12 protein-coding genes are annotated in these 18,394 nt (G+C 54.2%); 7 read left to right on the top strand and 5 right to left on the bottom strand.

Features of this window, described 5'->3' with window-relative positions:
* Window positions 1-261: 261 nt before the first annotated feature.
* The 7 genes from ACM110_RS26840 to ACM110_RS26870 all read left to right on the top strand — a co-directional run bounded on the left by ACM110_RS26840 (window position 262) and on the right by ACM110_RS26870 (window position 11,182).
* Window positions 262-1,728: a DUF1254 domain-containing protein gene (locus ACM110_RS26840; RefSeq protein ID WP_416130136.1), complete on the top strand. Its 1,467-nt coding sequence runs from the start codon at window positions 262-264 to the stop codon at window positions 1,726-1,728.
* Between the two features lie 147 nt (window positions 1,729-1,875).
* Window positions 1,876-3,360, top strand: a complete 1,485-nt coding sequence (locus ACM110_RS26845) for a DUF1254 domain-containing protein (protein WP_416130137.1) — start codon at window positions 1,876-1,878, stop codon at window positions 3,358-3,360.
* A gap of 86 nt (window positions 3,361-3,446) precedes the next feature.
* Complete coding sequence (locus ACM110_RS26850) at window positions 3,447-4,553, top strand: DUF1254 domain-containing protein (protein ID WP_416130138.1); 1,107 nt, start codon at window positions 3,447-3,449, stop codon at window positions 4,551-4,553.
* A 64-nt stretch (window positions 4,554-4,617) separates the two neighbouring features.
* Window positions 4,618-5,400 carry a transporter gene (locus tag ACM110_RS26855; protein ID WP_416130139.1) on the top strand — a complete coding sequence of 261 codons (783 nt, stop codon included), beginning with the start codon at window positions 4,618-4,620 and terminating at the stop codon, window positions 5,398-5,400.
* A 281-nt stretch (window positions 5,401-5,681) separates the two neighbouring features.
* Window positions 5,682-9,806 (top strand): CheR family methyltransferase, encoded by a 4,125-nt coding sequence (locus ACM110_RS26860; RefSeq protein ID WP_416130140.1) that lies wholly within the window; start codon window positions 5,682-5,684, stop codon window positions 9,804-9,806.
* A 424-nt stretch (window positions 9,807-10,230) separates the two neighbouring features.
* On the top strand, window positions 10,231-10,449 hold the full coding sequence (locus ACM110_RS26865; protein ID WP_416130141.1) for a hypothetical protein: 219 nt from the start codon (window positions 10,231-10,233) through the stop codon (window positions 10,447-10,449).
* Window positions 10,450-10,564: 115 nt separating this feature from the next.
* A complete protein-coding gene (locus tag ACM110_RS26870; RefSeq protein ID WP_416130142.1) occupies window positions 10,565-11,182 on the top strand; it encodes a recombinase family protein in 618 nt (205 codons plus the stop codon).
* 66 nt (window positions 11,183-11,248) lie between these two features.
* Here the strand turns inward: ACM110_RS26870 and ACM110_RS26875 are convergent, their stop codons facing one another.
* From ACM110_RS26875 to ACM110_RS26895, 5 genes are all read right to left on the bottom strand, one after another.
* Entirely contained in the window at window positions 11,249-11,836 is a 588-nt protein-coding gene (locus ACM110_RS26875; RefSeq protein ID WP_416130143.1) for a hypothetical protein, read from the bottom strand.
* Between the two features lie 44 nt (window positions 11,837-11,880).
* Window positions 11,881-12,258, bottom strand: coding sequence for a hypothetical protein (locus ACM110_RS26880; RefSeq protein ID WP_416130144.1), 378 nt, complete (start codon window positions 12,256-12,258; stop codon window positions 11,881-11,883).
* Window positions 12,259-12,654: 396 nt separating this feature from the next.
* Entirely contained in the window at window positions 12,655-16,689 is a 4,035-nt protein-coding gene (locus tag ACM110_RS26885) for a hypothetical protein (protein WP_416130145.1), read from the bottom strand.
* 14 nt (window positions 16,690-16,703) lie between these two features.
* Window positions 16,704-17,075 carry a DUF6375 family protein gene (locus ACM110_RS26890; protein WP_416130146.1) on the bottom strand — a complete coding sequence of 124 codons (372 nt, stop codon included), beginning with the start codon at window positions 17,073-17,075 and terminating at the stop codon, window positions 16,704-16,706.
* A 32-nt stretch (window positions 17,076-17,107) separates the two neighbouring features.
* Window positions 17,108-18,025, bottom strand: a complete 918-nt coding sequence (locus ACM110_RS26895) for a radical SAM protein (RefSeq protein WP_416130147.1) — start codon at window positions 18,023-18,025, stop codon at window positions 17,108-17,110.
* Between the last annotated feature and the right edge of the window lie 369 nt (window positions 18,026-18,394).

Raw genomic sequence — 18,394 nt, forward strand, 5'->3', positions numbered from 1 at the left:
TTTGTGGCAACTCAACGACCGCTATGGGTCGTTTTCTGCCCCCCCCGTGACAGGCAGAAAACGGCCAATAACGGCCGCTCACAATCGACCGCTTTCACTCATCAGACCTCTTTCTTGCGGTATGAAACCTGCCGTCTAGACTCCTACGCGTTGCTCGGGAAGGCGAGCAAATGCTGGCTATACGCCACACAAGAGTTCCTCAACTGCTCATGAATTCGACTCTGTGTCGCGGCAATTTCAAATCATGCAAGGAAGTCGACGATGACCCATGCTTTAAAAGCACTTACGTCAGCCATGGCAGTTCTGGCGTTCTGTGCCCCTACGATTCACGCCGAGGATCAAGCTCAGGTCAGTCCTGCTAGCCTTACACAGCCCACCAGCGATGTGAATATGCACCCCGAGTACGCCAAGACCATCGCACGTATGGCCTACGTCTGGGGATGGCCTATGGTGAACATGCTCAACCGCAGCCAGACCATTACCAAGGCACCTAAACCCGGTCTACTGGGCGGCATTCTGCCGGTAGCACCCTTCGGTTACGTCTCGATGTTGCATGATTACATTGTACCGTCGGAGACTTTCGTCACATGCCCGAACCAGGATGTGGCGTATGGCTTGGGCTTTTTCTCTTTGGACGAGCAACCTGTTATCGCCCAGGTGCCGGATTTCGGTGACCGCTTCTGGGTCTATGCCCTGTATGACCAGCGTACTGATCAGTTCGGTGAAGTAGGTAAGCCGTACAACACCAAACCAGGTTTCTATCTCTTGGTCGGGCCCAATTGGAAGGGTGAGAAACCTGAAGGCGTCGTGGCCATTGTTCGCAGCCCCACGGCGTTGGCCAACGTCATACCACGCGTGTTCATGGACAGCACGCCGGAAGATCGCGAGGCCATTCAGGAGAAACTAAACCAGGTTGTCTTCTACCCCCTTAGTGATTTCGACGGAAAAATGAAAACCGTTGACTGGAAGAAATCACCCACCATACCTAACCCGAATGCTGCCTCTGCCAGTGCCGGTGAAACCAAATGGGTCGTTCCTGAAAAATTCTTTGATGAGTTCCCCCAAATACTGAGGATGGTTCCGCCGTTACCGGGCGAAGAAGCGCTCTACGCTCAGTTTCGGCAGTTGATGGATGCCGCGGCCAAAGATCCTGCGATCAAGAAGGCAATCGTGGAGGTGGCCACGCAAGCCGAGCAGGAGGTGATCAAGCCGTTCTTCCAGTGGAAGCACAATGGTCGTCCTGCAGGCAATGGCTGGAACCGCTCAGCCAACAATGCCCAGTGGGGCGTGGACTACTACAATCGCACGGGTACGGCCAAGTCGAACATGTTCGACAACCGGCCCACCGAAACTCAGTATTTTTACAGTGATCTTGATGGTGCCGGTGCGCAGTTGGTTGGTAGCCATAATTACGAAGTCACCTTCGCCAAAGGGCAAGAGCCACCGGTGCAGGGCTTCTGGTCACTGACGCTCTATAACCAGCATCACCTGTTCAGCGAAAACCCGCTCAAACGTTACTCCTTGGGCACCAAAAACAAGGATCTGAAGCGTAATGCCGATGGTTCGCTGACGCTGTACATCAGTCCGGCATCGCCAGGCAAAGATAAGGAAACCAATTGGTTGCCTTCGCCGAAAGAGAACATCTCTTTGTACATCCGTGCGTATTGGGGCGAGCAGGCCATCCTCGATGGCAGCTGGAAGCCGCCAGTCATCAAGAAAGTAAAGTGATGCAGGCACGCTAGTGTCCTTCAGCCGATTCGCTAGCGAGCAAAATCAACTTTGGGCCGGGATTTTCATCGTAGTGATAGGGGCTTCCCCTTTGTTCACAGTACCGTTTACTGAGGCTATTTCATCTATTAGAAAGGAATTCGAAGAATGACTTACGCACCGAAGTCACTGTCCGCAATAGCCCTTGCACTGCTCGTCTGCATTCCCTTCGCCCAAGCCGCAGATTCCGCTCCAGCTTCACCTTTGATCAAGCAGATCAATAATGGAAACTGGCTCGATCCTAAGGAAGCAGAAAGTCTGCGCGACGAGTTGTATTACCAGCGAGCCGTGCATGCCTACATGACTATGCTGCCAGCGCTTAATGTCATAGGCATGCGCGACGGCTCGGAAAAGGCGTTCGGTAGTGGTTACAACGTGCTGCCGATCTGGAAACAACGTATGGATTCGCGTGCCATGGTGCCGACGCCGAATGCTGACGTGATTTATTCCATGAGTTATCTCGATCTAAAGAAAACCGGGCCGCTGGTGGTCAAGGCGCCGGCGAACGTCATCGGTATGTTCACCGACTTCTTTCAGCGCACGCTCACCGATGTTGGAGCGATCGGACCGGATCGTGCGCGCGGTGGCCTGTACCTGATCTTGCCGCCTGACTACAACGGACCAGTACCGGCCAGTTATTTCGTGGTCAAATCGCGAACCTATAACGTGTTTCTCTTCTTCCGCACCGTCATGGCGAAGGGCGAGGGCAAACCCGACCCGGCTCCGGCGGTCAAGGCGGCGGAAAGTACTCGTGTATACCCGTTGGCGATGACGGAGAAGGACGTCAAGCCCATGGAGTTTCCCGACGCCAGTGGTAAGGCGTTAAACATGATGTACCCAACGGACAACGAATACTGGACCAAACTCAAGGCATTCGTCGATTACGAGCCGGTGGAGGCAATTGATCCGGAGTTGCGCGGTGTGCTGGCCTCGATCGGCATCATCAAAGGCGAGCCATTCAACCCATCCGAGAATCAAAAGACGCTGCTGAAAAAAGCAGTAGAAACGGCGCCGAAAATGATACTGGCGAATCGCCAATTGGGCCGCGAGGACAAGCGCAATCTCTACTACAACGATCGCCAGTACGAAAATACCTGGGCGGGCGGCACAGCCGAGTGGATGCAGGACAGCTATCTGGACGTGAGCCAGCGCGCCAACTTTTTCCAGTTCGCCTATTCATCTGCGCCGGCGATGGTGATGCACACCACGGGTGCCGGCTCTAAGTATCCGTTCACCGGGCGCGACAAAGACGGGAAGTTTCTGGAGGGCGCAAGCACCTATAAGTTGAGGCTCCCGCCAAACGCACCAGCGGCCCTGTTTTGGGCGGTTACCGCCTACAACATCACCGACGGCACCATGCCGGAGACCAAGCAACTGATGCCATCTACCAACGGTTATTACGACATTCCCAAGCAGTCGGACGGCTCCATCGAAATCTGGTTCGGGCCTGAAAAACCCGCTGATGTGGCAGATGCCGCGTTCATTCAAACCATCCCTGGTCGTAACTTCCTCGTCGCTTTGCGTCTCTATGGCGCGGAAGACGCGTTCTATGATCAAACCTGGAAGCCGGACGATGTCGCCAAAATGAAGTAACGACCTCTCGGAAAAAATTGTACGTTGATCACAGGCATCTACGCTTTGCATTTGCTGCCCTCTGAACCTTCGCAAGGATGGATTCGATGAAGTCACTCACCACTGCTGCTGTCTTGTTGAGCGTACTGGCGACAAATATTCATGCTGCACAGACCGACGCCCAAACGCCGTTACTCAGCCTGGAGGCGGCCCGAAAACTGGAGTCGACCCTGGTCAACGAAAAGAATGTGGCTGTCACCCGAGAAAACTTCGCCTTCGCCGTACTGGATGAATCGATGCAGAACGAGGTGAAGCTGGGTGCGACGAACAAGTTCTACAACCACCGCAAACCGATGGAGCTCGACAAGCAGCCGGCGGTGTTGATGAATCGCGATACGCTGTATTCCTTCGCCATCATTGACGCCTCGCACGGCGCCACCATCCATGTGCCCAAAGGCGATGGGCGTTACGCCTCGGTTCATGTCATGCAGCACGATCATGTCACCGACAACGTCTATTACGGCGGCGGTGAATACGTTATCGACCCGAAAACTGTTACGGATTTCGTCGTGGTCAATATCCGTACTCAGGTGAACCCCAACGATCCGGAAGATGTGGCAAAGGCCAATGCCATACAGGATGAATACAAGGTCAGCTTCCCGGCGGGATATACGCCAAAAGCCTTCAAAGCCATTGACTGGAATCAGGAGCAACTCAAGCAGGTTAAAGCGCACTACGTAAAAGCGGCCGACACCCGTGGCGTGAGTAAAACCATGGGCGCGCGCGGCACGATCCAGCAGGATGACATCAACATCGGTGCCGCCGTGGCTACCGGGCTGTTGCCCGACCAGCATGCCTGGTACTCCTTCAAATCGTACAAGGTCAAGAAAGACACCTGTTACACCGCGACTTATCCAGTGCCGGGCATGACCAATCCGCAGTTGGGCTTCTATTCCATGACGATGTACGGTGACGACCTGTATTTGCACACCGAGGAGGGCTCCAGCCTTTCAAACCACGAGATCGTGCCCGACAAGGATGCCAAAACGTTCACTCTGCACTTTGGCAATCCACAAAGCTGCGGTAAGGATGCGCAAAATCTGCTGATTGCTCCGACGGACAACTGGACGTTGGCCTTCCGGGTGTACATGCCGGACAATTCCGTTCAGAACAACGAGTACAAATTGCCTGAGCCTAAACCTGTCACTCATTGATCATTGACCCAAGGGTGACGAAGTATGAGGAATTACAAGCTTTGCTGGAGCATGGGGACGAGCAGTGCTCGTCACTCTTTGGTGGGTGCCGGGTGTTCAAGCTGAGGACTCAGCGGAACTGGCCAAGAAAGCGCTCAACCCGGTCGCGGCCATGTACAGCCTGCCTGTCCAGTACAACTGGGATCAGAAAATGGGGCCGACCGGTGACGGCATGCACAGCGTTACCAATATCCAGCCTGTGCTGCCGTTTACCCTCAACGATGACTGGAACGTGATTTCCCGTACGATCCTGCCAGTCATCGATCAGCACGGCCTGGCGCCGAACGGTGCGGCGGACAAGTCCGGTGTCGGCGATATCACCCAGAGCTTTTTCTTCTCACCCAAACAACCCACGGACAGTGGCTGGATACTCGGTGTCGGCCCGGCAATATTGATTCCCACGGGCAGTGATGAACTGTTGGGCAGCGAGCAGTGGGGGATCGGCCCGACAGCAGTCGCCCTGAAACAGGAAAATGGCTGGACTCACGGCATCCTGGCCAACCACATCTGGGGGCTGGATGGCAGCCCGCCGGATGATAAGGACAAGGTCAATCAGACCTTCCTGCAGCCCTTCCTCTCCTACACCACCAGCACCCTGACTACGTGGGGTGTGAACACTGAATCGACTTACAACTGGCAATCACGTGAATGGTCGGTACCGGTCAATCTGACCGTTACGCAACTGCTGAAAATCGGCGGCCAGCCACTGACGGTGCAAGCGGGGCCACGTTATTGGCTCGATAGCCCTGACGACGGCCCACAAGGTTGGGGCTTTCGTTTTGCCGTGACCTTATTATTTCCGCGCTGAGCCAACTCGCTCAGCGTCTGCTTTTGGCCGAAAGTACTCGTTCGTGAGTGGCCGCGTTCGGCCGATAGCAGACATTCAGGCACACCATTGCCCAGTCGTCAGATTCTCACGTACAAGTGTCTGCTTTGGTCGACGGTCCACCTCATGCGCTATCCTTAGAGCTATCTCCTTTCGACGTGTTCGCCTGCTGCAGATTTTTGGTTTGCAATGGACATTCGTAGCTGACAGGTTAGCTTTGGAGGTGAATTTCAAACCCGCGCGACCACGATAGGACTGACGTGATGAACAGCGAAAATGATGTGGGCACAGATCGTCCTCAGCGACAGGATATTCAACCTAGTCATCTGGGCTTTCCAGTAGTAGGTATTGGTGCTTCCGCTGGCGGATTATTGGCTGTTCAGAGCTTTTTCGAGCACATGCCTGCTGACAGCGGAATGGCGTTCGTGGTGGTTTTGCATTTGTCTCCCGATCACCAAAGCAGCGCGGGAAAACTGATCGCTTCCCGAACTAAGATGCCGGTCATCCAATTGGTTTCCGCTTCGCCCATTGAACGCAATCATATTTATGTGATTTCTCCCGCGCAGCGCCTTTCCATGAACGACGGCTATCTTCGTGGCTTACCTCCAGAACCTAGAAGTGGACGGCATGTAACCATCGATCTCTTTTTCCGCGATTTGGCGGACGCTCATAAAGAACACGCTTTCTGTGTCGTTCTTTCCGGCACGGGATCTGATGGAGCCGTTGGCTTGTCACGTATCAAGGAGCAAGGCGGTGTCACGTTAGCCCAGCATCCCGAGGATGCCGAATTTGAAGGGATGCCGCAGGCAGCGATCAATACTCATAAAGTCGATTTCGTATTACCTGTTGTAGAAATGCCGCAGAAAATACTGAACCTATGGCAAAACGCCCAGCGCATTCAACTTCCGAATGCTGCAGATATCCAGCCGGGCACTCCACCTAAGCTAGATGAGCGAGCTGTCGAACAGGCAGAGCAAGCGTTGATTGATATCCTTACCAAGCTACGCGCAGCTACCGGCCATGACTTCAAGCACTACAAACGTGCCACGGTCTTACGCCGTATCGAACGGCGTATGCAGGTAACCGCGCAGCCTGATTTGCCTACCTATTACGTTTACATCTGTGCACACGCCGATGAGACCAAGGCGCTGCTAGATGACATGCTCATCGGAGTAACCAATTTCTTTCGCGACCGTGAATCTTTTGAATCATTGGAGCGGGAGGTGATTCCCCAGTTGTTCGCTCGTCAAAACGAATCCGATAGCGTCCCTGAGATCCGAGTCTGGTCGGCTGGTGCATCCACGGGGGAGGAAGCCTATTCACTCGCAATCCTGCTCAATGATTACAAAGCTGAAACGTCGTCTGATTTCAAAATCCAGGTGTTCGCCAGCGATATCGATGACCGTGCCATAAGCACCGGACGTACAGGACTGTACTCTGAGGCAATCATCACTGACGTCTCACCCGCACGCTTGCGGCAATACTTCATCAAAGAAGATGCCAACTATCGCGTCCGCAAGGATATTCGTGAACGAGTGCTCTTCGCCAAGCACAGCTTGTTGGCTGACCCACCTTTTTCTCAGATAGACCTGATCGTTTGCCGAAATCTGCTTATTTATCTAGATCGCGACATTCAGCGCGAAATTTTGCAAATGTTTCATTTTGCATTGCGCGCAGGTGGATATCTCTTTCTCGGCACCTCTGAATCAGCGGATGCTTGCCCTGAACTTTTCACCACCGTTGACAAGAAGAATCGCATTTTTCGTGCTCGCGGCGGCCCCAATACTCACCGCCTACCTGCCATGCCCCGTGGGGGCTATGCGCGCACCATTGCATCGTCTCTACCTAGTGATATGCGACCAGTGAAAAAGCCGTCCACGGTCGAAATCTATCAGCGTGCCGCAGAACGCTTTTCTCCACCTAGCATCATTGTTAACAGCGAAGCCGACGTGCTCTACATCAGTCAGGGCGCGGGTCGATATCTTCAGCACATGACCGGCGAGGTCAGCAATAATCTCCTATCGCTGGTGAGCGGAGATCTGCGCCTAGAACTACGCACTACCATCTACCAATCTCAACAATCCGGGCAGTCCACTCGGGCCCGCCCGATCAATCATAAACGCGACGGACAGCATTACCAGGTGCAAATCGAGGTGCACCCGTTCACGGACGCTGAAACAGAGCTGAACTGTCTTTACATCTCGTTCAGCGAGCAAGAAATAGACGCACAAAACGTCAGTTCCAACGCATCCGTACAATCTGAAAATCAGATGCTTTCCAACCTGGATCGGGAGTTGCAGCGTACCAAGCTGCAACTTCAGGACGTTATTGAGCAGTCAGAAGTCTCGAGCGAAGAACTGAAGGCCTCCAACGAGGAGATGCAGGCGATCAATGAAGAGCTCCGCTCAGCGTCCGAAGAGCTGGAAACCAGCAAGGAAGAATTGCAGTCAATCAACGAAGAACTGCTCACTGTTAACCACGAGTTGAAGATCAAAGTTGAGGAAACAGACCAAGTCAACGACTACCTGAGCAACCTGATCAGTTCCACCGACATTGCCACTGTTTTCGTTGATAGAGAGCTGCGGATCAAATGGTTTACCCCTCGAGCAACGGATATTTTTAGCATGCTGGCGGTAGACGCCGGTCGGCCCTTGCTGGATATCACTCATCGCCTCAAATACGACGGAATGGCCGAGGATGCCGTGTCAGTATTCGATACTCTCAAGGGCATCGAACGCGAAGTCGCGAGTTCCGATGACCGTTGGTACATAGTGCGAATCTTGCCATATCGCTCCAATGTGGATCAGATAGGCGGTATCGTTCTGACCTTTATTGATATCACCTCTCGGCGGGAGGCTGAGCAAGAGCTTCGTTTGAGCGAAGAAAGAATGCGTCTGGTCACCGAAAGCACCCATGACTACGCGATCATCGTGCTTAATGAGGAGGGCTTCATCACCGACTGGAACGACGGGGCGAGGAACACTTTTGGCTTCAGCCGGGACGAGGCTGAAGGTCAGCATTTTCGCTTCATCTTTTCCGCCGAGGATCAGCGATCAGGTGTTCCAGAAATGGAGCTGGAAACGGCCCGTACTAAAGGTCGTAGTGACGATGAGCGCTGGCACGCACGCAAGGATGGTAGCAAGTTTTATTGCAGCGGCGAGGTCACGGCATTGGCGAGCAAAGGCTTCCAAGGCTTTGTAAAAATCGCGCGCGATCTGACTGACCATATCAAGTTGCACGAAGAGCAACAGCGGAACCTTACGGCGTCCCTGAATTCCAGCCAGCAAAAAGATCAGTTCTTTGCGGTCATGTCGCATGAACTCAAACATCCGCTGAATCTCATTCATCTGAATGCCCAAGTGGCACGTCGGCTTCCTGTGGCAAGGAAAGACCCGACGCTACAAAAAGCGATCACCACCATCACTGATGCGGTAGCCAGCCAAGCGCGCATCATCGATGACCTGATGGACGTCGCGCGGGTACGCAATGGCAAGCTGCAGTTGCAATGCAAGCCGCTGGATCTCGTGGTGGTACTCAATGAGATTCAACAAGTTGTGCTGAAAGCAGAACCCGGATGCAAGATTCACTTCAAGACACCTGAACAGAGTCTATTCATCGATGCAGATCAGACCCGGATTGAACAGATCATTTGGAATCTGATCAGTAACGCCATTAAATTCACCCCCGCTGATGGTAAAGTGCAAGTTGTCACGACGAAGCTGGAGCAGTCGGTACGTATCGATGTGATTGATACCGGCCCGGGTATCGAGAAGGATCAATTGGAACGTATTTTCGAAATGTTCGGACAGGCCGACCATCGCCCTTCTGGCCAGCATCGAGGTGGCTTGGGAATTGGCTTGGCATTGGTCGAACAACTTGTTGAAAGCCACAATGGCAGCATCCAAGCGTATTCCGAGGGCGCGGGCAAAGGTTCACGCTTTACCGTAGAGCTGCCACTCACCGAAGCGCCAAATCAGCATGCCAGTAACGATCCTGATAACGACCAAGGTCAGTTGGCTGGGATTCGCATACTCCTCGTCGATGACTCGCCCGAGGTACTGGAAACACTTCAGTTGCTGCTCGAGTTGGAAGATGCGCACGTTCTGGCATTCGATCACCCTTCCAAAGCTCTGTCAGTGGCGCAGACGCAATGCTTCGATGTAGTTATCTCGGACATCGGACTGCCGCACATGGATGGTCATGAGCTACTTGTTGCGCTACGTAAACTGCCTGATTACACAGCGGTGCCAGCAATCGCGTTGACAGGTTACGGCGCGGCCGAAGGTGTAGGCTACCGGGGAGAAGGCCGCTTTGATGCATTTGTTGGTAAACCGGTTGTCTTAGAGGAGCTAACGTCCCTAATTTGCGAATTGGTTGAAGATCGTTGAAGGATAGTAACTAAGTGAAACGCTGCGGAAAGAGGTTGTCTTTATTGCTGCCCTTACGCGAGTGAGAAAACTGTGGTCAATTTTCGTTGCCTAGCCGTGAACGCGTCTCCTGAGCGACCGCATTTTTCTCTCAAACTCTTTTTCTTGTGAGTAAGTTAAGAGTTAACAGTAAAACAATCACCTTAATCACACTCATACACCTCTTCTGGCAGTAAATCGGCATCTGTGAAGTGTGGATTTGATCGGTCACTGCCGGTCATGTTTGCTAAGGGAAGGGTCAACCCAACGCAGATGGTTTGTTAAGTCGAATGAAAATGGATAGGCGGCTTACTGTAATTGACCGGGCACGGGAGCTGCAGAAGTAGCTGGAGCCAATCGCGAGTTCAGCTAGTCTTCCCGCATAAATTACTCAAGGAGGATAACCATGTCAGATCACTCTGAAACCAACATCGCCACGGCAGACGCACTCACACTTCTCCTGCACAACCAGCACGCCATATGTGCGGCAATTGAGGAGCTGACCAAGTGGCTTTATGAGAATGGAGTGGGGAATGTTGCCGCTAACGCAATTGCGGCTATGGAAACGCTAGACCGGAATGCTCAAGACATCACAGATGCGATCATGCGACTACGGCAGTTTTAGGTATGCCTTAGCTGATACGCGTTCATTCAAATTTATTTTTCCCTTTCTGCTTGATTAGTGACACTCATAGTGCAACAGTATTAATGGAGCACCCTAACTGATACGAGGGCACATCATGTTCATCCGCGCATATCTCCGGGCATCCACCGAAGAACAAGACGCCAGTCGCGCCCAAGCCTCGCTTGACCAGTTCACCAGCGAACATAACAAGGTCATCGCGAGCGTGTATTTGGAGAATGCCAGCGGCGCCTCCGCAGACCGACCTGAGTTGTTGCGTCTGCTCAAAGATGCGCGCAAGGGCGACGTGCTGCTGGTGGAATCGATAGACCGGCTCTCCCGCTTGCCGGTGGAGGACTGGCAGAAGCTCAAGGCCACGATTGATTCCAAGGGCCTGCGTATCGTCGCGCTCGATCTCCCGACCAGTCACCAGGGAATGCAGGATACGAAGGGTGACGAGTTCACCGGGCGGATGCTTGGCGCTATCAACTCGATGCTGGTGGAAATGATGGCAGCCATTGCGCGCAAGGACTACGAGCAACGCCGCGAGCGTCAGGCCCAAGGTATCGAGAAGGCAAAAGCTGCTGGCAAGTACCAGGGCCGGCAGATTGATGAAGATCTGCACAAGCGTGTTACGGAACTGCTCGGTGCAGGCCTTGGCATCCGCGCAACAGCCAGGCACGCCAACTGCTCAACCACCACAGTCCTCAGGATCAGGGACTTGGCCAACGCCTGAAAGTACTTTCCACGCCTGATCTGCTGCGAGTTCATCAGGTGGAACTACAGCGGTCTTTCGGTGGTATCAGCGGTTATGCGCTAACGGGCAATCGGTTACGTACATCTGCGTGACGAAACCGTAGGGATATGACGCTACAGTCCAGTCCTGCAATACGGCCTTATTTACGATAGCTGTCCACCTGGCGTGCAAGAGCATAGGCTTGCCAGTGACCGGTGTTTTATCGAAACGCTCTATCCGAATATCGGTCCTGACCCCGTCGTCAAAAGGTTCAGCGGCGTATATGTAACGCCAGCCAGTGTGGGTGGGGGTGATTTTTGGTTTGCCGTCTGCCCCCGTAATAAGTACTGCCTTGTCGTTGTGCAGTTTTTCGCTCACGACAGATTTGCCGTTAGCAGTGAGAGGGACGTCATCGATTTTGACAACCTCGTACTGGCCTTTGCCAAAGGTAGCGTCGAGGATGCCCTCAGGCGAACTGTTTCGCATGCTTTTCGCGTTTTCGGAGAGCTTGTCGTAAATCGGATCGCCTACTGGCTTCGGATACACGAATACGACGGTGTTGTAACGCGCGTTGCAGCTCGCATCTCCCGCCTGAGCCGTCTGCACAGACATGGCAGTAAGAGCAAGCAAGGATGTGCAAAGCATGTTTTTCATCAGTCCGGTTTCCATTCAAATCCCAGGTCGCGAATTACCGCCGATTACAGACCCAGCGCGTTGGTGGTGCCGCGTTCGATCAATCGCAGCCAGTCATTGACCTGCGCCATATATGCCATTTCGACCTGAGTATCGAACTCCGATTGGATTTTGGCCTTTACGATTTCAAATGCCGGGCCAAGGGTTTCACACTCCACTGCAACCGCATGTTGAAGTTGCAACATGTGCAGAAGCTTCCCACGCAGCTCCGTTGCGCTTTCGGTGGAGAGAATGCGCCTGCCTTGACGAAAATTTTCGAATGAGCCTTTCAGCTCTTTCATCTTCTCGGCGTTCACTACACGTGCGTCACGCACTTTCTTAAAATTTGAATCTGACGCAAAAGTTTCCCAAAGGTCACGATCAGCGGTGTTTATTGCTGCCATTGAAGATCCTCTTTCCGTATGCCCTTTATGCCCTAATCGGCAGAGCCGATGGATTCTTGATTGTTTACCTGTCTGGATAATTGAACAGACTTACCCCCCTTTGCATTCGGCCTGACCAATCATTTCCATCGGATTCGACCATCACACTGCGTGGCCATGACTGGGAGAGAACGGCCAAAAGCGGTCACGCCTTGCGCTAGCCAGATGGGCTCCCAAGTTTTCGAAAATCAAGTAGTCGACTGCCCGATAGAACCAAAACCTGAAAGCTGGATTTATCCTTCGGTAACGACCAACTCTTGGCCAAAGCAGCCAAATACTGAATCCAATACCGATTCCGTGCCCTGCATAAACATCTACCGTGTCCAAGAATGACGGCGTCCCCTCGCCTGATTCAGCCTATGATTGCGTGCTCGAAGCAGGCTGATAGACGTGATTGCACTTGTGAATATGCTGGTGGTTCGCGTAACACTCCTGAAGGTTTTGCGGCTCGGTTGATCTGTGATGGAAGCCACGCTCCCCCCACATGAGCCATACCAGCGTCTTGCCGGACTGCGTTAAGTAGCTGTCAAGAAGGTCACGACGCAGATAACAGAAATAGCCACTGATCTGCGAGTCATATTCTCCAACTGAACGGTACAGGGACGCCACGCCTGCAGCATCGTACAAGTCCCATTTGTTGGCACGGTACCTGAGATTCAAAGCCTCACAGATCAGTTTAGAGGGCAAACACGCACCGCTACTTTGGTTCACTACGCTGTGGTAGCCCTCCCAGTGGTACTTTTGCACTGGGATGTCGACTGCGACGCCATTGTTTGACCACCTCTCAGTGGACACCATGTAGTCGGCACGGTCGCCCTCATGCTCGTCGGCGGCAGGCATACCTGGAATCGAGGAGAAAGGCATCTCACCCGCATAGGTGTAATAGTAGCCTGGCTCCTCTGGAATGGCGCCATTGCCCGGGTATTCGAGACCCGTGAACAACGTGCATAGGCGGTCGACTTCTCCGCTGTCTACGAGTACCCCTCGGAAGAAGGTGAAGACCTGTCGGTCATCAGCGGGAGCATTCTGTTCGAGAAACCCGTTAAGAACGACCCACGGCCCCGTCATGTCATCAACCTTCGCGATTTCGAGGATACTGCGGTAGTCTGGTTGCGTACCTCTTACCAACCAGTCGCTAGCATCCGTAGGTTGATCGGTGAATAGGACTGGGAGCGACAGGTCAATGCTTGCGGCCTCAAGCGGGAATGTCGGGTCAATGTCCGCATCCGAGGGACGAGCGCTGCGCTCCTCCGCAAGAAGGCCCTGCGCGCACCTGACTCCCCACATCTCGAAGTAAGCAATCCAGCCGTATTTCTTTCCGTATCTATCGACTTTGTGCTTATCATTTCCCATACGAGGGCCGGAGTTCATTTGTCGATCAGCAGCTTCGAACTGCTCGGGGTCATAGCCAAGAACCAGCATTCGCGAAACTATTGCCGGCAGTACCCGCTGGTACTCTGGGTTGCGGTCGTCGTAGTTCGACCGACCTGGAATCAGTCTCCCCATCGTGTAATTACCGAAGTCCATTCGAATCGCCGCGCGCTTCGCACGTTCGATCACCGCAGGATCGTACTGCGGCATGTTCTCAAACGGACTGGGCAGATGGCCAAACGGTGGAAGGAGATGAGCTGCTTCGTGCTCAGACAAGCAAGCCGGATCAACCGTCCTCGCGATGGCAATGATTCCCAGACAATACAGCTGATATAGAGCATGCCAGGTAGGATGCGTCGCGCCAGGCGCGAATATCGCTTGATAAATCTCACGAGCGGCTCTCGGCAGCACCTCACGCATTTCCACAGCATTAATATCCGACCAAGTGGTCAGCACCGTACCGTAGGCCGCGGCGAACATCCGCTCGGGGACGTACGGGTCTGAAATGGCAGTTGCCTCCACCGCCAGCCGGAAAAATTCCGCAGGCCGCTTGGCGGCGAATTCGTACAGGGTCTTGGTGGCCACGTCCCGCAAGCTTCTGAACGTCGACGTCAGTGTCCACATCACCCAACGCGCCCGCCGAATCTCTCGCTCGTCTAGGCTCCCCGACTTCCACCTAGTCGACAGGAATTTGAAATCGTCTTCAACTTCCTCAGACCTCTCGCGAACCCACTCCGACCAGAAAAGATCGCGCTGCGTATTGGGCATGGCCAAGAGCACGCCGTGCAAGAAGTCCATGTCAAACGGATGCGCTCGCGCTGCCCTGGTACGCCGAAGTCTCTTGAAGGCCATCCGTGCAAACTGCTTCGACTCCTGCATTGCGCGCGCGAACCGTTCCACCGTTTCCCGCCCGATTTGCCTTGGGTCTGATTGCGCTGTCAACAACAGAGCGTTCATGACAAGGTTGTCGTCCGACAATTCTTGCCAAAGCTGGCGCCTGCCAAGGCGTTGCGGATACAGGCCAACCAGAGCCTGGAACACGTCATAGGCGAAGGTATGCGATCCAGCCTCACGGAATTGGAACTGCGCGCGTCCTTCATCGCTTTGCAGCCATTGCACCAAGGACGGCCTGGCAAGAAGGTACCGTGCCATCATATGTCCAGCCATCAGGTCGTAGGAAAACGCGATTCCTTGGCCGCCGTCTTCAGAAGTTGTTCGAACGAGGACACCTTCGGACTCCAGCGCGCGAATGACGCTGGCGTCCCAACGGCCCAAGTCTCGAACAGCCGACCGTGCAGCTTGGAACTCCACGCTTCTCGCGTTGCCCCCCCAGAGTAGACCCGCGATCGTCAGCAACGCATCTTGCACTTCCTCCTGATAGATGCGATGCGCCGCTGGTGAAAGCTCAGCAACTCGTTCGGCGACCTTGTTGAAGTGCACTTCAAACAGGCTTGCAAGCGAACCGGGTAACGCCTCCACGCCGACAATGTGCTGGCGTCGAGGGTTTGCCACCTCGCAGAAAATTCTCAGCGTCAAAGGGTGCTGCAAGAACTCAATTGGCAGATCCGCGTCGGTGGCGTCGATCTTGTAGTACTCAAAGTACTTGTCGATAGCCGTCTGCGGATCTTCCTGGAACCCGTTGTGCTCAACTTGAGGAAACTCCTCTGGCAGGCACATCTGAGTGAACTCATTGCGCAGAGTGACTACCAACAGTACGTACGGAAAGTCTTTAAGAAGCTCATCCGCCCTCCAGAGCTCCTCACTCCAATTTCTCGGGTCTTCCGCCTCATTTAGACCGTCAATGACAATAGGGATGCGCTTGCCCGCGCGCTGACCCGCCGCATCTACGGCCTCAACCAGCCGGTCGAAGCTCTCCGCCGGCCTGCCAGAAATCTTGAAGGCAGATACGAGATCGTCAAGCCCCTGGCCTGCATGGAGATTCTTGCCCAGCAGCAAGATACCACCGGGGAATTCTCCGTCCGCCTGCGTCACCTTGACAGCAAGCTCAGACTTTCCTTCGCCCGCGGCCGCGAGCACGGCGACGGCTCGAACGCCAATCGACCGCTCCAGAATGCGCAGTGCCGATGAAACTGCGTGGATGTCCGCAACCAGATTCGCAGCTAACGGAGCTCCGTTTGAACGCGCCCCACGCAGCTTCGAGAGCAGCCTGTCGTAGCGCACCGGCTGCGATGGATTCGACGCCAGTATTTGTTGTACAGCGTCGAAGTCGCCCTTGCCAAGCGCCTCGTGCAGGCTATCAAGCAGGTCAGCCAATCCGGTGGCTCTAGCCAGGAGCGATTCGACTTCGGCCTTTATTTCGGTTTTGAGTTGCCCCGTAAGAGAAGCAATGTCCGTGTAATTCCTCTTGAGGGCATTTGAGAGCTTCTTTAGTGATTCCCACGCACCCTGGCCGCCCAGATGCCTGAGTACCTTCTCCTCTGCCTCAACGACAACATGAACTTCTGGCTGGTATCGGCGCTTGAACGGAGCCGCAGCGAGCCTGTACTGCTCAGCAAGTAGCGCAGGCGTCAGAACGAGCTCGCCGAAGTAGGTTTCTCGAAGTAGCGCTCCCGGCCCAACCAAGAGGTCTTCGATGTCGGTTGCCGTCAGCAGCTCCAACTTCAACTCGGGGAAGCGGTCCTTCTCAAGCGCGAAGAACCACTCCTGGTCTCCCTTTGTCAGGGTGTGGTGTGTCCAAAGCTTCCAATCGGTCACACCTTGGACATGCTTGCGCGTCTTCTCCATGCCCTCAATGATCTTGTTGCGGCGCGTGGCTCCCAAGTCTTGTCCGTTCGCCAGCTCATACCATTTGCATTGCCAACCAATCCAGCGTGGCGGCGCTCCGAGATCACAAGACTCCGTCAGCTGGAGGTGGAATTCCACGCCTGGCTGGTTTGCGAGTTGCTTGAAGCGCCCGAAGCGCCCGTAGTGTCGGCGCACCAGAGAGCGGCAAAGCTTCTCGAAGTTTTCATCCGCTGCTCCGGGTAGCTCGTTGAATACATCCCAATTTGCTTCAGGCATCAGTGTTTTCCCTGTCAGCTGGCATCGGCGGTATCGGGCGGGTAGTCGTGCGCCGAGAAGACTTCTACCTTTGCCCCTGCCTCGATAAATATCTTCACGAACGCGGACACTTCAGCTTCATCAGTAGTGACAGTGATTTGATCGCCTTCACGTCTGAGATAATGCTCAGATACCAGCTGGCCGAGATCAGCAGGCCCCAAGGTGTTGAGGTTCAGGCTGCGCAGCAACGAGAGCATGTCATCTGAAAACCTCTGATCCTCTGGTTCACCAAAAGTGATGGAGTGGCTGTCATCTTTCGAGGCCTGAGCGCTGAGACTGTCAATGTCCTTCTCGACCTTCTCTGCGTCTTGCGCTCGCTTGAACCTCCCGATGAGAACCAGGTTCATCGAATGCTCAGACCCGTATCCGTTCCAAATCTTCATGATTGCGTCTCGCATTTGATCTCAAAGGTATTTCTGAGTCGCTTAAGCGCCGACAGAACGCCGCCGTCTCCAATCTTCGCGCCGGCAGGCGAGTAAGAACTCGCGCGAAGCATGCCGGACGCGTCAATGTGCGCATAGGCCTGAAGGCCTCGCTCATCAGGACAGGGGTCGCATGTAGGCAGTCCTGACGCACCCGCCTCACTGACCGCAAGGCGAACCTTGCCTCTGTAGTTGGAAACCCAGCCCTGAAGTGCTTGGCCGACCACTCCACCCATGCTTGCGACTGCGGTGGTTGCTTGCTGAGGAAGTAAGAGCAATTCGCTAGCTCCAACGTTTTGCGCGAGCTCGCTGATCGCGTCAAGATCTGCAACAGTGTGTTCGTTGACCACGACGTTGATCCCAAAGGGTGACAAGGTCGCAATCGACTCCATGCCTCGGAGCAGGCTGGCAAACTGCTTACCACGCTGTTCTTCATAGGTCCGACCTACCCCGTCAACGCTAACTCGTGCGAAGTGGATCGAGCCCTTGAGGCGCTCGACCAGCTGTGGCGTCAGGCGATGACCATGAGTCGTGAATGTGACCGCGAGCTGAGTCTCTCCCGCAACCCGTTTGCATATGTCGACGAAATCAGAATGCAGCGTGGGTTCGCCGCCACCAAATCCGATACCGAGGCACCCCCCAGTATCCAGCTCCTTCAACCAGCCGAGCACTTGATCAGTATTCAGCGACGCTTTGTGCTTTGGCGCGTAACAGTATGCGCAGTGAAGGTCGCAAACATTGGTTAGTGCAATGGATACTTGTCGGGGGGACGTTGACCAATCCGCCTCTTTTGGGCGCAACTCGTCTAGAAGGACATTCAGACCTGAAAGTCGATCGAAAAGATGCACTCCGTTTGGGCCGATCCTGGACTTCATAAGGCATTGTCACCTAAAGCATCTAACTCAAACGGGTATTCTAGCGTGTGGTTGTTCTCGAGGCAGCCGTCGGTGCGCTCGCCTGGTAAGCGCCTAACTGTCGGTCAGCTGCTCGCAGCCCATTTTCTGCCGATACCGGGACGCCACTCTCACATCATCACTGATTGATCACCGAGAATTCGTCCAAGGCGATCTGCACTGTGCGAAGAATGCAGCGACCGAGCCGGGTCTGGGGCGTAGTGGTATCACGATTTCCGCTTTCTTAGCGACAGCGGCCGTTGCGTCGCTAACCGCGATTGGCTGTATTCGCTCATAACAGCCGCTCGAAGACAGACTTCGAGTGACTGCAATGGGCCGATTCTGTTGAAA

The organism is Pseudomonas sp. NFX98, assembly GCF_047784845.1.
Lineage (GTDB): Bacteria > Pseudomonadota > Gammaproteobacteria > Pseudomonadales > Pseudomonadaceae > Aquipseudomonas.

Coding starts and splice junctions, on each gene's coding strand:
- ACM110_RS26880 (WP_416130144.1), bottom strand. CDS start 12,258: ATGGCAGCAATAAACACCGCTGATCGTGACCTTTGGGAAACTTTTGCG.
- ACM110_RS26850 (WP_416130138.1), top strand. CDS start 3,447: ATGAAGTCACTCACCACTGCTGCTGTCTTGTTGAGCGTACTGGCGACA.
- ACM110_RS26860 (WP_416130140.1), top strand. CDS start 5,682: ATGAACAGCGAAAATGATGTGGGCACAGATCGTCCTCAGCGACAGGAT.
- ACM110_RS26885 (WP_416130145.1), bottom strand. CDS start 16,689: ATGCCTGAAGCAAATTGGGATGTATTCAACGAGCTACCCGGAGCAGCG.
- ACM110_RS26875 (WP_416130143.1), bottom strand. CDS start 11,836: ATGAAAAACATGCTTTGCACATCCTTGCTTGCTCTTACTGCCATGTCT.
- ACM110_RS26845 (WP_416130137.1), top strand. CDS start 1,876: ATGACTTACGCACCGAAGTCACTGTCCGCAATAGCCCTTGCACTGCTC.
- ACM110_RS26865 (WP_416130141.1), top strand. CDS start 10,231: ATGTCAGATCACTCTGAAACCAACATCGCCACGGCAGACGCACTCACA.
- ACM110_RS26870 (WP_416130142.1), top strand. CDS start 10,565: ATGTTCATCCGCGCATATCTCCGGGCATCCACCGAAGAACAAGACGCC.
- ACM110_RS26895 (WP_416130147.1), bottom strand. CDS start 18,025: ATGAAGTCCAGGATCGGCCCAAACGGAGTGCATCTTTTCGATCGACTT.
- ACM110_RS26890 (WP_416130146.1), bottom strand. CDS start 17,075: ATGAACCTGGTTCTCATCGGGAGGTTCAAGCGAGCGCAAGACGCAGAG.
- ACM110_RS26840 (WP_416130136.1), top strand. CDS start 262: ATGACCCATGCTTTAAAAGCACTTACGTCAGCCATGGCAGTTCTGGCG.